The following is a 16,528-nucleotide window of genomic DNA, read 5'->3' as shown; positions in this document are numbered from 1 at the left end:
TCTGACTGAAACAAGCAAAAGGGCCCGCATTCAGGCGGGCCTTTTTAATTCAGGGTCTGAAATACGCAGGGGTCCGAGACGAACTGAGGCGTCGTCGTGCACAGCGCGCTCGCCACCTGAAACGCGGCGAGGACTTTGGGCACATAATCCCGAGTCTCGGCATAGGGCGGCACTCCGCTGTGTTTGTGCACGGCCCCCTCGCCTGCGTTATAGCCTGCGAGGACCAGAATCGGGTCCTGCCCGAACTCTTCCATCAGCCAGTGCAGATACCGCACCCCGCCTTCGATATTCTGTTCTGGCTTGAAGCTGTCATTCACTCCAAAACGTTCCGCGGTGGCTGGCATCAGCTGCATAAGGCCCTGCGCGCCCGCCGAACTTACGGCTTCGGTCTTTCCGGCCGATTCCACTGAGATCACGGCCAGCACCAACGCCGGAGATACGTTGGTGCCCACCGTCGAACGCAGGATATCGGTCCCGCGCTGTTTCACGATTTCCTGCATGGCCTGCAAGCGCGGCGCAGCGATACCCGTCGCGGTCAGTGCCTGAACGGCTTCGTGCAACCGCCCGGCATTGGCCTGCGCCAACTCCGGCGACACCCGATTCCAGAATGCCTTGTACGATCCGACAGGTTTATCAACAGCGGCCCCGGCAATTCTGGGCGATGTCGAGGCTGGAACCTTGGCGGGTGTCACATTTTCGGGCACCTCCAACTCGACCCCGGTGCTGGGGGCCGATGGCGCGTTCGCATGCTGTTCAGGTGTGATCTGAATGGTGACGCGCACACGCTCACCCGGCTTTGGAGCCGAGAGACGCTTATACACGCCGCGTGGTTCCTGCTCGGTCGCGGAGACCAGTGTTGCGCCTGTCATCAGCAACGCCGCTGCGCCGGCGCATAGGAATGCGTCCCGGAAATACATTTGCCTGCCTCGATTTTTATCTTTTGAAACAGTTTGAACCCCAGAACGGCTCACAACACCAGAAAAACAAAGCGAATTGGGGCAATTTCGCCTCATTTGCCGCTATTTTGCATCGCATGAAGCGGGCAATCGCAAAAAGGGATGATTTTTTACCTTTTACTTTCAGTACGTTATCAAATTTATCATCAAAAAGTTAAGCTTTGAGTGAAAAAAATTAGGATTGGCCCAATTCCTGCCACGCACAAGGGTCAAACATATATCCATGCCGAGACGATCGGGAGCGGACTGAGAGAGAAAGCTCTGGAAGACGCCGAGGTTAATTACTTTTTGATCCTTTAGGAGGGACGTAACATGATCAAGTTCATCAAGAACTTCTGCAAAGACGAAGACGGCGCCGTAACTGTAGACTGGGTCGTTCTGACCGCAGCCGTCGTAGGCCTGGCAGCTGTTGCATACAACGCAATCGGCACCGGCACCCAGCAAATCTCGACTTCGATCGGCACCGAACTGGGCAACGTGTCTGACGACACTGCGGCTCAGGGTCTGACCACCGACTTCTCGGGCGGCACCGAATAATAGCGACGCTATTATAGCTTCGCTATGATGGGGTCTGGCTTTTTAAGGCCTGGCCCCATTTTTTTTACTCTATGTTCGGGTATTCAGATGTGGAAAATGATCAAAAGATTTACATCACGCGAAGATGGGGCTGTAACGGTTGATTGGGTCGTGTTGACGGCTGCAATTGTTGGTCTTGGCGTTTTTACCGGCTTACATATTGCTCAGCCCGTCAACGACATCGATGAACGGGCGGGTGAAGCCCTGACAAACCTTGAAATTCAAGACGTTACCGTCAACTTCAGCGCTTCTGGCGAGTGACCGGAACCGCATTTATTTGCGAAAACGTTACGGACAAGGACAAAATCAAACATTGTCCCCCTTTTCGACACAATTCACGTTTAAGCAAGTCTGGTCTCACTACAAAGTTCACGGTGAGAAGTACTATCTAAAGTAATGCGAGGGGACGTAGATGCGCGCAGTATTTGGACTTGTCCTGATTGTCGGAGTGGTATTGGCCGGTGGTGCTGTATATTTGGCGCGAGACTACATCACGCAGCATCAGGACCAACTGGCCCGCGAACGGCAAGCCGCACGGGATGCGCTGGCAAAAGTGAATACCGTTAAGACCGTAGGCGTGCTCGTTACAACCAGAGCCCTAAAGTATGGAGAGCGCTTGGCCGATGAAGATATTCGAATCGTTCACTGGCCAGAAGATGCGATCCCGGAAGGCAGTTTTACAGATATAGCTGTCCTATTCCCGGATGACGGCGAAAAGGACCGCTTTGTATTGCGCGCCATGGAAAAGGATGAAGCTGTGATGGAGGTCAAGGTGACCAAACCCGGCGTGTCCGCCGGCCTCACCTCGCAGCTTGAAAAGGGAATGCGGGCATTTGCGATTAGTGTCGATGTCGCATCGGGCGTTTCGGGCTTCCTGCGTCCCGGGGACAACGTCGACGTCTATTGGACCGGATCACTTCGCGGAACGACCGATAGTGCACGCGGCGAGATTACGCGTCTTATTCAAAGTAAAATTCAGCTGATTGCAGTCGATCAGATTGCCGGATCGGACATCACCGGTGCAACAATTGCGCGTACGGTCACAGTATCCGCAACCCCGGAACAAATCGCTGCTCTGGCTCAGGCCCAAAACACCGGTCGCCTTTCGCTGGCCCTGGTCGGCGCTCAGGATGAAGCGGTCGCAAGCGCAATCGAAATCGACCAGCAAAAATTGCTTGGAATCAAAGAAGTCGCGCCTGAACCAGTGGCGCAGAAGAAAAAGGTCTGCACCATTCGAACCCGTCGCGGCAGCGAAACCGTCGAGACGCCGATTCCCTGCACAAACTGACGCCAATTCAGTCTGTTACAACCCAAAGGCCGCGCCGGATGCGCGGCCTTTTACGTTGCGATGTTGCGCATTCTCCACATAAAGAAAATTCCAGAAACCATTGATTATTGCAATAAAACCGGTTTTCGCGCAGGGTTTACCGATAGAGGGCATAAGACCCATTAAAATCGAGTGGTGATCGGAGAGGCAGGTCACATGACAATACGTTCCTGGATCAGCGCAACCCTGCTGGGGTTGACGCTTGTAATGAGCCCGGTCGGCGATGCCGCCTGGGCAGAGAATCTTCGTGTGGTTAAGAAAGGGACAGCAGAATCGCTGGACGTTCCTGTTAACCGCGCAATCGTGGTGGAAAGCGAAGAACCCTTCGCCGAGATCAGTATCGCAAACGCCGGTATCGCCGATGTTTCGACGCTGTCGGATCGCACGATCTATGTGCTTGGCCGGGCGCCGGGTATGACCACCCTGACCCTGTTCGACGGTGGAGGTAATCTGCTGACCAATGTGCGGGTGCGGGTTGCCCCGGACGTCACCGAATTCAAAGAGCGCCTGCGCCAGATCCTGCCAAATGAGCAGATCGAAGTGCGGACCGCCAATGATGGTATCGTTCTTTCCGGCACCGTTTCCAGCAGCGCCCGTCTTGCACGCGCGCTTGAACTGGCGGAACGTTACGCGCCCGAACGTGTTTCGAATCTGATGAATGTCGGCGGCGTGCAGCAAGTCATGCTGAAAGTGCGCTTTGCCGAAATGAACCGCTCGGTCGCCAAAAGCCTGACGGCTTCTCTCGGCTTCGGCGGGGGCGACGTGACAGCTGGTTTCAACACTCTCAACAACCAGTTGGGGCTGAACAACGCACTGGCAAATAATATTCCCACTGTTCAAACCAACACCGGCGCGATCCTGTTTGGTTTCGGAGCCGGGTCGACACAGGTCCGTCTGCTTCTGGAAGCGCTTGAATCCAAGGGTCTGGCCCGTAGCCTGGCAGAGCCGAATCTGTCGGCCTTGTCTGGGCAAGAGGCGGAGTTTTTGGCGGGTGGCGAAGTCCCAATCCCTGTCCCGCAGGATGATGGCGTGGTCGCTATCGAATACCGCCCGTTCGGTGTTCAGGTGTCGTTCATTCCTCGCGTTGCCGACGGAAACACGATCAACCTTGAAATGGCCGCGTCTGTTTCAAGCATTGACCCGAATTCAAACTTCTCGATCAATGGTGACGCCGTTCCCAGCTTCATCGTTCGTCAGACCAAAACCACGGTTGAACTTCAGGACGGAGAGAGCTTTGCGATCGCGGGCTTGATTCAGGATGACTTTACGGATCTGAGCAATCAGGTTCCCTGGCTCGGTGATGTACCGGTTCTGGGCGCGCTGTTCCGCAGCGCCGAGTATCAGCGTGAACAAAGCGAACTGGTCATCATCGTCACCGCGCATCTGGTAACACCGACGCGTGGAGAGGCTCTGGCCCTGCCGACTGATCGAGTGAAGCCTCCCAGCGAGTTTGATCTTTTTGTGAACGGCAGAGTCGCCCGGACTGAACGTGCAGGAAACGGTGCGGCATCCGAAGTTGCGAAACAGGATTTTGGCCAGTCTTACGGCTATGTCCTGGAGTGATATGAGAGGATAGAACCAATGGATAAGTGGATCATTACACTCGCTCTTTCGGTTGCTGTCGCTGGTTGTACACGCGAAGCAGGTTACGAGATCGACGCAGGCACCTTCGGCAATGCGACCCTGAACAACATTCAGGTCATGAATGGCGAGCTCACCTATGGTCAGATTCTCGCACAGCGTTTCGCAGCCGAAGTACCCACACAGATCAACTTTGCGTTTGACAGCGCAAAGCTTGATGCCTCGGCGCAGCGCATCCTTCTGCAGCAGGCAGCTTGGATCAAACAGTTCCCCGAAGCGCGGTTCCGCGTGTACGGGCATACGGATGCTGTCGGTTCCGAAAGCTACAACAGGCGCCTGGGACAACGTCGCGCAAATGCGGCGGTGGCCTTCCTGACACAGCAGGGGATCTCGCGATCACGGCTTGAAGCTGTTGTTTCTTTTGGGAAATCCCGACCTCTCGTCGCTACGCCGAATCGCGATCGCCGCAACCGGCGCACGGTGACAGAAGTCTCTGGCTTCGTTGATCGCCACCCCAGCCTCTTGGATGGCAAGTACGCCGAAGTGATCTATCGCGAGTACATCAAAAGTGCTGAACCCGTCAGCATCTTTCAGCGCGGCGACGACTCTGGCGGCTGATAATACCTAAGCAATGGGCGGCATTGTCGCCCATTTCCCTACAATTGGTTCTTTTGCGCCCAATTCTCGCCCAACTTCCAAGTGATGTTGTCAACAATTGGGTGACCTGCGGCCAGAATTGACCGCATCGGGCGACAGCATACCAGAACTGATCTTTCTCGCGTTCAACTCGGTTTGCTCAGCCCTCTCGACGAGGATTGTGTTAATGACGAGCGCGACGCCGCAAGATGAAAACACCGCCATCCTGGCCTGTACGATCAGCCGCGATGTTCAGAACTTTGATCTTTTGATCGAAGACATGGAAGCCGCCCTGGGTGAGCGTTGGGGTGATCTTGGATTTGCCGAGGCCCTGGCCTTTTTCAGCCAGCCCGAAGCGGAATCGCTGCAATTCGTGGCGCTGGCGCTTGATGGTGACGACGAAGACAACCTGAGCCTGATGGGTGAGATTATCACCCAGGCCAAGGAAAAAGGCGTCAAGGTTGTCCTCATTGCCGAAGATGTCACCCCCGCTTCTCTGCATCAGTTGCTGCGCAAGGGTGCGGATGAGTTTGTCCCCTACCCTCTTCCGGAAAACGAATTGCAGGAAGCAATCAACCGGATGAATCAACCAGACCCGGTTGCCGCACCCCAGGCCGCTGTTCCGCTTGCCAACGGCGCGTCGAAAGAAGGTGCGCTGTTTGTGGTTCAGGGCCTTGCGGGCGGTGTTGGCTCGACCACTATGGCGGTCAACCTGGCGTGGGAATTGGCAACGGTATCTGCCAAGGAAAACCCCAAGGTCTGCCTGATCGATCTGGACCTTCAATATGGCACCGTTTCGACCTATCTCGACCTGCCGCGCCACGAAGCGGTGTTTGAGATGCTATCAGATACCGCCTCGATGGATGAAGAATCCTTCGGCCAGGCACTGCAGACCTTCGAAGACAAGTTGCAGGTGCTGACCTCACCCTCGGACATGATCCCGCTGGATCTCATCACCCCCGAAGATATTCAGCGTGTCATCGACACAGCGCGCGCGCATTTCGACTATGTCGTAATCGATATGCCAAAAACGCTTGTGCATTGGTCCGAAACCGTTCTGCAGGCAGCACATGTTTATTTCGCCCTGATCGAGTTGGACATGCGCTCGGCCCAGAACGCGCTGCGCCTGAAACGTGCGCTGCAATCGGAAGAGCTGCCCTTCAACAAGCTGCGTTTTGCGCTGAACCGGGCGCCGAAATTCACCGATCTGAACGGCAAGAGCCGGGTCAAGCGCATGGGCGAGAGCCTGGGTATTTCGATCGATCTGCTTTTGCCCGATGGTGGCAAACCGGTCATGCAGTCCGGCGATCACGGCCTTCCGCTTGCCAGTTCCGCAGCCAAAAACCCGCTGCGCCGCGAAATCGCCAAGCTGGCGCAATCGCTTCATAGCCTGGGCAGCAACGACGCCGAAGCCGCATAACACAAAAGGGGAGCTGCCGTGTTCTCAAGATACAAGAAACAGCCATCGGCCCAACCGGTTGAAGCCAAAGCACCCGCAGCCGCTCCTGCCGCCGCGCCGGCCGCTGCACCTGCGACGACGGCAGTTGCCCGCAAACCTGTACAAAGGAAGGCCGGTGAAGTTACCGCCAGCGACAAAGAGCGCAAGCGCAAAGAACGGCTAGGTGAAATCAAGCTGGAACTGCATCGGGAACTGCTTGAGAATCTCAATCTTGCCGCGCTGGAAAAAGCCAGTGAGGCCGAGCTACGCACCGAGATCAGCGCCATCGCAAGTGAGGTGCTTGAAGATCGAAACATTGTTCTGAACCGCGAAGACCGCACTCAGCTGAACAAAGAGCTGTATGATGAGGTCACCGGTCTCGGCCCGCTTGAGACGCTGCTTCAGGACGACACGGTCAACGATATTCTGGTCAACGGCCCGCAGCAGATATTTGTCGAACGTCACGGTAAGCTGGAAATCAGCGATATTACCTTCAAGGACGAAAAGCACCTGATGCGGATCATCGACAAGATCGTTTCCGCTGTGGGTCGTCGTGTCGATGAATCCAACCCTTACGTTGACGCGCGTCTGGCAGATGGATCGCGTTTCAACGCCATGGTGCCGCCGATTGCGGTGGATGGCTCGTTGGTGTCGATTCGTAAGTTTAAGAAGGATAAGCTGGGTATCGATGATCTGGTCAATTTCGGTGCTTTCACCGAAGAAATGGCCGCCTATTTGCAGGCCGCCGTTTCGACCCGACTGAACATCATCGTTTCTGGTGGTACGGGTTCTGGTAAGACGACCACGCTGAACGCCCTGTCCAGCTTTATCGACGATGCCGAACGCATCCTGACCATCGAGGATACCGCGGAACTTCAGCTGCAGCAGACTCACGTCGGCCGAATGGAAAGCCGCCCCCCCAACGTCGAAGGCAAAGGCGAAGTCAGCCCGCGCGACTGTCTGAAAAACGCCCTGCGTATGCGCCCCGACCGCATCATCGTGGGCGAGACGCGTGGCGCCGAGGTGATCGATATGCTGCAGGCCATGAACACCGGCCACGACGGCTCGATGACCACAATCCACGCCAACTCGGCCCGTGACGGTATTTCACGTTTGGAGAACATGATCGCGATGGCCGGGATCGAAATGCCGATCAAGGCAGTCCGAAGCCAGATTGCATCGGCTGTAAACCTGATCGTGCAGGCAAGCCGCTTGCAGGATGGTTCGCGCCGGATGACCTCGATCACCGAGATCACCGGGATGGAAGGTGATGTGATCTCGATGCAGGAAATCTTTCGCTTTCAACGCGTTGGCCTGACGCCTGACAACAAGATCATCGGTCATTTCACCGCCACCGGCGTGCGCAGCCATTATTCCGAGCGCTTCCGCCTCTGGGGCTTTGATCTGCCCTCTTCAATCTACGATCCAACCACGATGTAGGAGAACCGGATATGCAACTGCCGACAGAGGCTCTTATCTACATCGCGATATTCGTTGGGGTGCTTGCCCTCGTCGAAGGAATCTACCTTGTCGCCTTTGGGAAATCGATCAGCCTGAACAGCCGTGTCAATCGGCGTTTGGACATGATCGACAAAGGCGTTGGCCGCGAACAGGTTCTGGAACAGCTGCGCAAGGAAATGCGGCAGCACATGAAGACCCAGTCCATTCCGCTGTATTCGCTGCTTGCTGACAAAGCACAGAAAGCAGCGATTGCATTCTCGCCCAAGCAGTTGATCCTGATCATGATACTGGTCTCGGCTCTCGCATTTCTGGGGCTGAGCATCGGTACAGCGACCGAAACATACCTGCGCGCGGCGATTTCGATCGCGATCGGTGTTGGTGCGGTCTACGCATGGCTCTCCAAAAAAGCGAAAAAACGTATGGCGCTGATTGAAGAGCAGTTGCCGGACGCCGTCGAATTGATGGTGCGATCCCTCCGCGTCGGCAACCCGTTTGTATCGTCGGTCCAGATCGTAGCCAACGAAGTGGAAGATCCAATTGCAACCGAGTTCGGGGTAATCTCGGACGAAGTTGCTTATGGCCGAGATATAGGGGAAGCCCTAAAGGATCTGGCCGTCCGGCTGGATATGCAGGATTTGCGCTTCCTTGCCGTTGCCGTTTCGATCCAGCAGCAATCCGGTGGTAACCTTGCGGATATTCTGGCCGGTCTCGCCAAAGTGATCCGCGCCCGGTTTCGCCTGTTCCGCCGCGTCAAAGCGATCACCGCCGAGGCACAATGGTCAGGTAAATTCCTGTCCGGGTTCCCTCTGTTCTGTCTGGGATTCATCCTGGTCAAAGACCCGGGGTACTATGACAACGTGATAGATGAGCCCTATTTCATCCCCGCGTGTTTCTTTGTCGGCATCATGTTGACGGTAAATCTGATCGTCATGCGCGTTCTAACCAACATCAAGGTCTGAGGGCATATCCATGGAATTTCTGACCCAAATCAACGATATGCTCACCGCGAATTTCGGTGAACTCGGTCCTCTGATCATTGCAGGTGTGCTTGGATTGTTCATGATCCTGGTGACAATTCCCCTAATCCTGAGCCAACCCGAAGATCCGCTGAAAAAGCTGCAGCGTTCGAATGCAACGCCCAAGAAGGCAAAAAAAGACAAAAAAGACCGCCTGAGGACTGCAGGCCGAAACGAGCAACTGGAAAAATTCGCCAACTTCCTCGAACCGCAAAGCAAGGAAGAATACTCGGCAGTTGAACTCAAACTTCGCCAGGCGGGTTATCAGTCCAAAGACGCAGTCCGGTTCTACAACTTTGCCCAGTTTGCCCTTGGCATTACCGGGATTCTTCTGGGCGTGCTCTATGTTCTGTTCTTCACTGAAGGCCAAGAATTGACGTCACAAGACATGGCCATTCGCGTGCTTGCACCCGGCGGGATTGGCTATTTCATACCCAAATACTGGATTACACGGCGTGTCGCAGAACGTCAGGAAGCAATCACGGCGGGCTTTCCGGACACCCTCGATCTGATGCTGGTTTGCGTTGAAGCGGGGCAGTCGCTGGATCAGGCGATTGTCAGGGTCGCGGCAGAGATGAAGGCCTCGTACCCCGAAATTGCCGAAGAATTCGAGGTCGTGGCCTATGAGATGAAGGCCGGTAAAGAAAAAGACGTGGTTCTGCGTGATTTCGCAACACGCTGCGGCGTGCAGGATGTCAGCGCATTTGTTACCGTTATGATCCAGTCGGCCTCATTTGGTACGCCGATCGCCGATGCGCTCCGGGTCTATGCGGACGAGATGCGGGACAAGCGCGTGATGCGCGCTGAAGAAGCTGCCAACAAACTGCCTACGAAAATGACGCTGGCAACTATGACGCTGACCGTTCCTCCGCTATTGGTTGTTTTGGTTGGCCCGTCTGCAAAAGGCATCTCGGAACTTGGAAATCAATAGATCGATCTTTCCAATCAAAATAGCGCTCAGGCGTATCAGTCCAAGCCTGCGCGAGGCGATTCTGGCCACCATGGTTCTGACCATGGTGGCCTCTTGCACTGAAACGCGGGCATTGGATGACCCATTCGCGCCAGGCGTTGATCCGGACGGCTCGGCAGTGGATGAGATCACCGTTGGCAACCGCTTGATGGCCGCAGGAGAATATGAGCTGGCGCTTGAATCATTCACCCGGGCTGCATTGCATCAGGGCATGACGCCGCAGGTCCTGACGTCTTTGGGCACCGCCAATCTGGGTTTGCGCCGGGTTGGGCAGGCCGAACCATTGCTGCGCCGCGCGGTCGAGGAAGACCCTGAATGGCCCGTCGCCTGGAACAATCTGGGTGTTTTCCTGATGGAAACCGGCCAATATGCCGAGGCCTCGCAAGTGTTCCGAAAGGCATTTGCGCTGGACAATGGCGAAAGTGACGCAATCCGTGACAATTTGCGGTTAGCACTCGCAAAAATGGAAAATCCTGTTAATAATACACCACAAGAACAAGAATTTGAGCTGGAGCAGCGCGGCAACGGAGAATTCGTTCTGCGTAAAATCCGGCAATAGAGGCAGAGCAGTAGAGGACGCAAAAATGCGCCACCCCTTCTTGATTCCGACGATGCTTGCGTGCGGGCTGGTAGTGACCGCCTGCGCAAAAGAAACCGAAGAAGAAAAGGTCGAGCGGACATTTCAAGAGGTCAACGTCATCGACGAGACCAACCTGAATGACGTGATGCTAAACGCGGCCGACCCGAATGAGGCGGTCACCTATTTTCAGGGCGCAGCCGCCAAAAACCCCGACCGGATAGATCTGCAGCGTGGTCTGGCGTTCACCCTGTCCCGCGCCAAACGCAATACCGAAGCCTCGGCGGCGTGGAAACGCGTTCTCGGTATGAAAGGCTCGAACAACGCTGACCGAGTGGAATACGCGAACGCGCAGGTCCGCAGTGGCGACTGGAAGGGGGCGAAGGAAACGCTGGACAGCATCCCGCCGACCTATGAGACCTTCAAACGCTACAGGCTGGAAGCATTGGTGGCTGATTCCAGAAAAGACTGGAATAGCGCAGATCACTTCTATGAAATTGCAATCGGCCTGACGACCCGCCCGGCAGGCGTGATGAATAACTGGGGCTATTCCAAACTGGCACGCGGGCAATATGCCGAGGCCGAGCGGCTTTTTGGCGAAGCCATCCGCCATGACCAGACCCTGTTCACCGCCAAAAACAATCTGGTTCTGGCCCGCAGCGCACAGGGCAACTACAGCGTTCCGGTCATTCCCATGACACAGACCGAACGCGCCCGGTTGCTGAATACGATGGCGATCTCGGCCGTCAAACAGGGCGATATCAATCTAGCCAAGAACCTCTATCGCGAAGCGATCTCGACCCATCCGCAGCACTTTGACGAGGCGGTCCGCTCGCTTCGCGCGCTCGAGGAAGCCTGATCTATGACAATCCCAGCGGCAGCGGCAGCATGGTTTCTGCCCTTCGTCCTGCCGATCTGTTTCTACGTGGCCTTCACCGACATGCGTGAAATGAAGATCAAGAACCATGCGGTGATGGTATTGGCGCTGGTGTATTTGGTTATTGGTCTTTTTGTCCTGCCGCCATGGTCCGGCGGCTGGGTTCAAGGCAACCTCGGTCCGCTTTCGGTTTCACTGCCGGTCTATGCCTGGCAACTGCTACATGTCATTGTCATTCTGTTATTCGGCATCGTTCTGAACACCGCCGGGGTCATCGGAGCAGGTGATGCCAAGTTCTGCGCCGCCGCGGCCCCATTTATCTGGATGGGTGACTTGATGCTGCTGATGGTGATCCTGACGGCGTCAGTTCTGGGGGCCTTCGCCGTGCATCGTCTGGCCAAACATTCGCGGCTTCGCCAGCTTGCACCGCATTGGGAAAGCTGGGACCGGGACAAGCAATTTCCGATGGGGCTACCTTTGGCAGGCAGTCTGGCCATCTATCTGATCCTTGGGACAATTCACGGATCGTAAACAATCATCAGCGCGCCTCGCCCGTGCCTTGGTCCTGCCACAAATCCGCGTCAAATTTTCCTCAAACAGCCCCTCTGCGGGGCTGGTAGTGTGACAATTGACAGACGAGCCCCGCTCATGAACATGCAGACAACCTCCGTTATGGCCCCCCCTGCCCCCAAAGGGTTGGCTGAAATGAAGCTTCCGCTGGTGATGATGCGGGACATTCTGCTGAAGACGATCTTTCGCAAGAATGTGGATACCGTGACCGAGATTGCCGCAGCGGTCTGCCTGCCCGGTTCAGTCACACAGGAACTGGTCGATATTGCGCGCGAACAGAAACTGCTTGAGGCGACCGGCACTCTGAACGCCAACTCGGGCAACGAGATGGGCTATCAGCTAACCGATGCGGGCAAGGCGCGAGCGCTGGATGCGCTTAGCCAATCGGAATATTTCGGCGCGATGCCTGTGCCGCTGGATGTTTACCGCGAGCAGGTCAAGCGCCAGTCGATCCGCAACATTCAGGTCACCCGCGACCAGCTGACCGGGGCCATGGGTCATCTGGTTCTGCCCGACAGCCTGCTGGACCATCTGGGCCCGGCGGTCAGCGCCGGCCGGTCGATCCTGATGTATGGCCCGCCGGGCAACGGTAAATCCTCTATCTCGAACGGGATACGCGACGCGCTGGGGGACAATGTCTATGTTCCGTGGGCCATCGAGTATTCCGGTCAGGTGATCACTGTCTACGACCCGATCGTGCATACCGCGATCGAGCAGGAGGCGGACGATCCCAACAGCCTGCGCCGCCGCAAACGGTTTGATACACGCTATGTGCAATGTGAACGCCCCACCGTTGTGACCGGCGGTGAACTGTCGCTGAGCATGCTGGACCTTGTTTATAACCCCACCGCGCGGACCTATCAGGCGCCGCTGCAGCTGAAATCGACCGGTGGCATCTTCATCGTGGACGACCTTGGGCGTCAGGCCGAACCCCCTCAGGCCCTGATCAACCGCTGGATCGTCCCGCTGGAAGAAAGCAAGGACATCCTTGGCCTGCAATCGGGTGAGAAATTCGAGGTGCCGTTCGACACGCTGGTCATCTTCTCGACCAACTTCCACCCGAACGAGATCTTCGACCAGGCGGCCCTGCGCCGGATCTTCTTCAAGATCAAGATCGACGGGCCGAATCAAGAAAACTTCCTGAAAATCTTTGCGATGGTCGCCCGCAAACGCGGCATGCCGCTGGACGAGGCTGCGCTGGTGCATCTGCTGAAGGTCAAATACCCGACGATCCAGAACATCTATGCGAACTATCAGCCGATCTTCCTGATCGACCAGATGATCGCGATCTGTGAATTCGAGGGTATCCCCTATCAGATGAGCCCCGACCTGATCGACCGCGCCTGGGCGAACATGTTCGTCAAGGAAGAAAAGATCATTCACTGACCCCCTGTCCTTCTGATCCCGGGCGGGTAATCTGCAGCGATGAAGCAGATTCCCGCCCGGATTGACGATTGGTTTAGCGCCAAAGGCTGGTCGATCCACCCACATCAGCAACAGATGTTTGATCGGGCTCAGGACCCGGCGACGCTGCTGATTGCCCCGACGGGTGGCGGCAAGACGATGGCCGGGTTTCTGCCATCCCTGTCCGAGCTGTCCGGCGGTGCGCATCATGGGCTGCACACGATCTATGTCTCGCCGCTCAAGGCGCTGGCGGCCGACATTCGCCGTAACCTGCGCACTCCGGTAGACGAAATTGGTCTGCCCATCCGGATCGAGGATCGCACTGGCGACACGTCTGCCACGCAAAAGAAGCGCCAGCGCGTCGACCCTCCGCATATCCTGCTGACGACGCCTGAAAGTCTTGCCCTGCTGACCTCGTACGAAGATGCCTCGCGCATGTTTGCCGGGGTTCAGCGGATCATCGTCGATGAAATTCACGCGCTGGCCGAGAGCAAGCGGGGCGATCAGTTGATGCTGGCGCTGGCACGGCTGCAGACGCTCTGCCCCGACTTGCGCCGCGTGGGACTGTCCGCCACCGTGGAAGACCCCGAAGGCATTGCGCGTTTTCTGGCCCGTCACCCAGATCCTTGCAGGATCATTCAGGCCGATCCCGGCCCCGACCCCGATATCGCCATGCTGCAAACCGAAGAAATGCCGCCCTGGTCCGGCGGCGGCGCGGCCTATGCCATCCCGGCGGTGCTGGAGCAGATCCGGCAGCACAAAACCACCCTGATCTTTCACAACACGCGCGCGCAGGCCGAGATTTTCTTCCACAACCTCTGGCTGGCCAATGACGAAGGCCTGCCCATAGGCATCCATCACGGCAGTCTGGACCGGCAACAGCGCGAACGGGTCGAAGCCGCGATGGTGCGGGGCGATCTGCGCGCGATTGTCTGCACCGGCAGCCTCGATCTCGGGATCGATTGGGGCGATGTCGATCTGGTGATCCAGATTGGCGCGCCAAAGAATGTCAAACGGCTGGTGCAGCGCATCGGGCGGGCGAACCATCGCTACAACGCTCCGTCAAAGGCGCTTCTGGTGCCTGCCAACCGGTTCGAGGTGGTCGAATGCGTGGCCGCGCTGCAGGCGGTGCAAGAGCATGATCTGGATGGGGACCCCCGGGGGCCGGGGCCTCGGGACGTGCTGTGCCAGCATATCCTGATCGCTGCGGCGTCAGGCCCGTTTGACGCCGATGCGCTTTACGCCGAGATGACTTCGGCAGGGCCTTATGCCACACTCACCCGACCCGCCTTCGATGCCTGTGTGGAGTTCTGTGCAACCGGCGGATACGCCCTGCGTGCTTATGACCGATGGCAACGGCTGCAACAGCGTTCCGATGGCCGCTGGCAATTGCGTGACCCGCGGGCGTCGCAGCGTATCCGGATGAATCTTGGTACGATTCAGGATACCGACACGCTGAAAGTACGGCTGCGGCGTAATCGCGGCGGCAAGCCGCTGGGCGAGGTCGAGGAAGGTTTTGCCGCGTCGCTGACCCCGGGTGATACATTTCTGATCGGCGGCCAGATCGTGCGCTATGAAGGCCTGCGTGAAATGGTGGTTGAGGTCAGCCGCCGCGCTGACAAGAAACCCAAGATCGCCACCTTCATGGGCACGAAATTCGCCACCTCAACACAGCTGAGCGACCGCATTCTGCGCATGTTTGCCCAACCCGATTGGCCTCAGCTGCCCACCCACACCGCCGATTGGCTGGCTTTGCAGCGCGAGGTGTCGGGCCTGCCTCAGCGTGATCGATTGCTGATCGAGAGCTTTCCCGATCAGGGCCGCGAACATCTGTGCGTCTACGGCTTTGCCGGGCGGAATGCGCAGCAGACGCTGGGGCTGCTGTTGACCAAACGGATGGAGGAAACCGGGCTTGCCCCACTCGGGTTCGTGGCCACCGATTATGCAACACTGATCTGGGGGCTGGATGCGGTGACCGACCCGCGCCCCTTGTTCCGGCTGGATGCGCTGCGTGATGGGCTGGAGACATGGCTCGCGGGCAATGCAGTGATGAAGCGGACATTTCGCGCTTCGGCCACCATCGCGGGCCTGATCGAGCGCAACACCGGCGGACAACGCAAAAGCGGGCGGCAGGCGACATTCTCGTCAGATATCCTGTATGACACGCTGCTGAAATACGATCCCGATCACCTGTTGATGCAGATCACCCGCGAAGAAGCCATGCGCGGGCTGGTCGATTTCGGACGAATCGAAGCGATGATCGCCCGGATCGGGGACCGTGTTGACCTTTTGCGACTGAACCGGGTCTCACCGCTGGCGGCCCCGTTGTTCCTTGAGGTCGGCAAAGTGCCGGTCAAAGGCGAAGCCGAAGAACGCCTTCTGGCCGATGAAAGCATCCGTCTGATGCAGGCCGCAGGACTGGCACCCGATTGATTCTGCTTGCATACCGGACATAAACCAGCAAAGAACGGATCATGAACAAACTTGCGTTCACGTTCATCGGACACCGGTTGTCCGCCCTAGGCTCTGGCGCTTTGTGGTGGCCAGATCAGAACCTGCTTTGCGTCTCGGACTTGCATCTGGGCAAGTCGGAACGGGCAGCACGTCGGGGTGGCCCCGCTTTGCCGCCCTACGAAAACCGAGAAACTCTGACCCGGCTGGCGGCTGATCTGGCGCAAACCGGTGCCAATTCGGTCATCTGTCTGGGGGACAGTTTTGACGACCTGCACGCCTCACAAGCGCTGCCCGAAGAGGACCGGTTGCACATCGCTACGCTACAGGCCGGGCGGCGTTGGGTCTGGATCGAGGGCAACCATGATCCCGGTCCAGTCGAACTGGGGGGCACACATCTGGCCGAATGGTGTTGCGAGGGCCTGACCTTTCGCCATATCGCCGAGACAGACGGGAACGGCGAAGTCTCAGGGCATTACCATCCCAAAGTAAGCCTGTCCGCCGGTGGTCGCCACGTCTCACGTCCGGCCTTCCTGCTGGACGATGCCCGCCTTATCCTGCCGGCCTACGGGACCTATACCGGGGGTTTGCGCAGCTCGGACGAAACGCTGTCCCGGCTTATGGGAGTGGATGCGCGCGCTATTCTGACGGGGGCGCAACCCCGGATGGTTCCAATGCCAAGATGAGC

The 16,528-nt window shown here is 57.2% G+C and carries 17 protein-coding genes; 16 read left to right on the top strand and 1 reads right to left on the bottom strand.

All coding sequences use genetic code 11. The annotated features are described in order from the left end of the window. Positions 1-44: 44 nt before the first annotated feature. On the bottom strand, positions 45-917 hold the full coding sequence (locus ACR0K9_RS00915) for a lytic transglycosylase domain-containing protein (protein ID WP_480820028.1): 873 nt from the start codon (positions 915-917) through the stop codon (positions 45-47). Here ACR0K9_RS00915 and ACR0K9_RS00910 point away from each other — a divergent pair. From ACR0K9_RS00910 to pdeM, 16 genes are all read left to right on the top strand, one after another. Then, on the top strand, positions 857-1,114 hold the full coding sequence (locus ACR0K9_RS00910) for a hypothetical protein (RefSeq protein ID WP_480820633.1): 258 nt from the start codon (positions 857-859) through the stop codon (positions 1,112-1,114). The genes ACR0K9_RS00915 and ACR0K9_RS00910 overlap by 61 nt on opposite strands. Positions 1,115-1,268: 154 nt before the next feature. Beyond that, entirely contained in the window at positions 1,269-1,493 is a 225-nt protein-coding gene (locus ACR0K9_RS00905) for a Flp family type IVb pilin (protein WP_480820026.1), read from the top strand. A gap of 87 nt (positions 1,494-1,580) precedes the next feature. After that, positions 1,581-1,793 carry a hypothetical protein gene (locus ACR0K9_RS00900; protein WP_480820024.1) on the top strand — a complete coding sequence of 71 codons (213 nt, stop codon included), beginning with the start codon at positions 1,581-1,583 and terminating at the stop codon, positions 1,791-1,793. Between the two features lie 151 nt (positions 1,794-1,944). Further along, positions 1,945-2,820 (top strand): Flp pilus assembly protein CpaB, encoded by an 876-nt coding sequence (gene cpaB, locus ACR0K9_RS00895; protein ID WP_480820022.1) that lies wholly within the window; start codon positions 1,945-1,947, stop codon positions 2,818-2,820. A gap of 195 nt (positions 2,821-3,015) precedes the next feature. Beyond that, positions 3,016-4,422: a type II and III secretion system protein family protein gene (locus tag ACR0K9_RS00890; RefSeq protein WP_480820020.1), complete on the top strand. Its 1,407-nt coding sequence runs from the start codon at positions 3,016-3,018 to the stop codon at positions 4,420-4,422. Between the two features lie 18 nt (positions 4,423-4,440). Then, positions 4,441-5,058 (top strand): OmpA family protein, encoded by a 618-nt coding sequence (locus ACR0K9_RS00885; protein WP_480820018.1) that lies wholly within the window; start codon positions 4,441-4,443, stop codon positions 5,056-5,058. Positions 5,059-5,263: 205 nt separating this feature from the next. Further along, the gene (locus tag ACR0K9_RS00880) at positions 5,264-6,496 is read left to right on the top strand and encodes a CpaE/TadZ family protein (RefSeq protein ID WP_480820016.1); all 1,233 of its coding nucleotides are present in this window, start codon (positions 5,264-5,266) and stop codon (positions 6,494-6,496) included. 18 nt (positions 6,497-6,514) lie between these two features. Further along, a complete protein-coding gene (locus ACR0K9_RS00875) occupies positions 6,515-7,954 on the top strand; it encodes a TadA family conjugal transfer-associated ATPase (protein ID WP_480820014.1) in 1,440 nt (479 codons plus the stop codon). 11 nt (positions 7,955-7,965) lie between these two features. Beyond that, positions 7,966-8,934: a type II secretion system F family protein gene (locus ACR0K9_RS00870; protein ID WP_480820012.1), complete on the top strand. Its 969-nt coding sequence runs from the start codon at positions 7,966-7,968 to the stop codon at positions 8,932-8,934. 10 nt (positions 8,935-8,944) lie between these two features. Continuing rightward, a complete protein-coding gene (locus ACR0K9_RS00865; protein WP_480820010.1) occupies positions 8,945-9,922 on the top strand; it encodes a type II secretion system F family protein in 978 nt (325 codons plus the stop codon). Positions 9,923-9,992: 70 nt separating this feature from the next. After that, positions 9,993-10,520 carry a tetratricopeptide repeat protein gene (locus ACR0K9_RS00860; RefSeq protein WP_480820615.1) on the top strand — a complete coding sequence of 176 codons (528 nt, stop codon included), beginning with the start codon at positions 9,993-9,995 and terminating at the stop codon, positions 10,518-10,520. A gap of 25 nt (positions 10,521-10,545) precedes the next feature. Further along, positions 10,546-11,397 carry a tetratricopeptide repeat protein gene (locus tag ACR0K9_RS00855; protein ID WP_480820008.1) on the top strand — a complete coding sequence of 284 codons (852 nt, stop codon included), beginning with the start codon at positions 10,546-10,548 and terminating at the stop codon, positions 11,395-11,397. 3 nt (positions 11,398-11,400) lie between these two features. Continuing rightward, positions 11,401-11,946 carry a prepilin peptidase gene (locus ACR0K9_RS00850; RefSeq protein WP_480535179.1) on the top strand — a complete coding sequence of 182 codons (546 nt, stop codon included), beginning with the start codon at positions 11,401-11,403 and terminating at the stop codon, positions 11,944-11,946. Positions 11,947-12,063: 117 nt separating this feature from the next. After that, positions 12,064-13,371: an ATPase gene (locus ACR0K9_RS00845; RefSeq protein ID WP_480535178.1), complete on the top strand. Its 1,308-nt coding sequence runs from the start codon at positions 12,064-12,066 to the stop codon at positions 13,369-13,371. Positions 13,372-13,410: 39 nt separating this feature from the next. Continuing rightward, positions 13,411-15,822 (top strand): ligase-associated DNA damage response DEXH box helicase, encoded by a 2,412-nt coding sequence (locus ACR0K9_RS00840; protein ID WP_480820006.1) that lies wholly within the window; start codon positions 13,411-13,413, stop codon positions 15,820-15,822. 41 nt (positions 15,823-15,863) lie between these two features. Then, the gene (gene pdeM, locus ACR0K9_RS00835) at positions 15,864-16,526 is read left to right on the top strand and encodes a ligase-associated DNA damage response endonuclease PdeM (protein WP_480820004.1); all 663 of its coding nucleotides are present in this window, start codon (positions 15,864-15,866) and stop codon (positions 16,524-16,526) included. Positions 16,527-16,528: the final 2 nt, after the last annotated feature.

This window comes from Ruegeria sp. L12 (genome assembly GCF_056531745.1).
The sequence above is the reverse complement of the archived record's forward strand: the minus strand, read 5'-3'. Positions and strand labels throughout refer to the sequence as shown.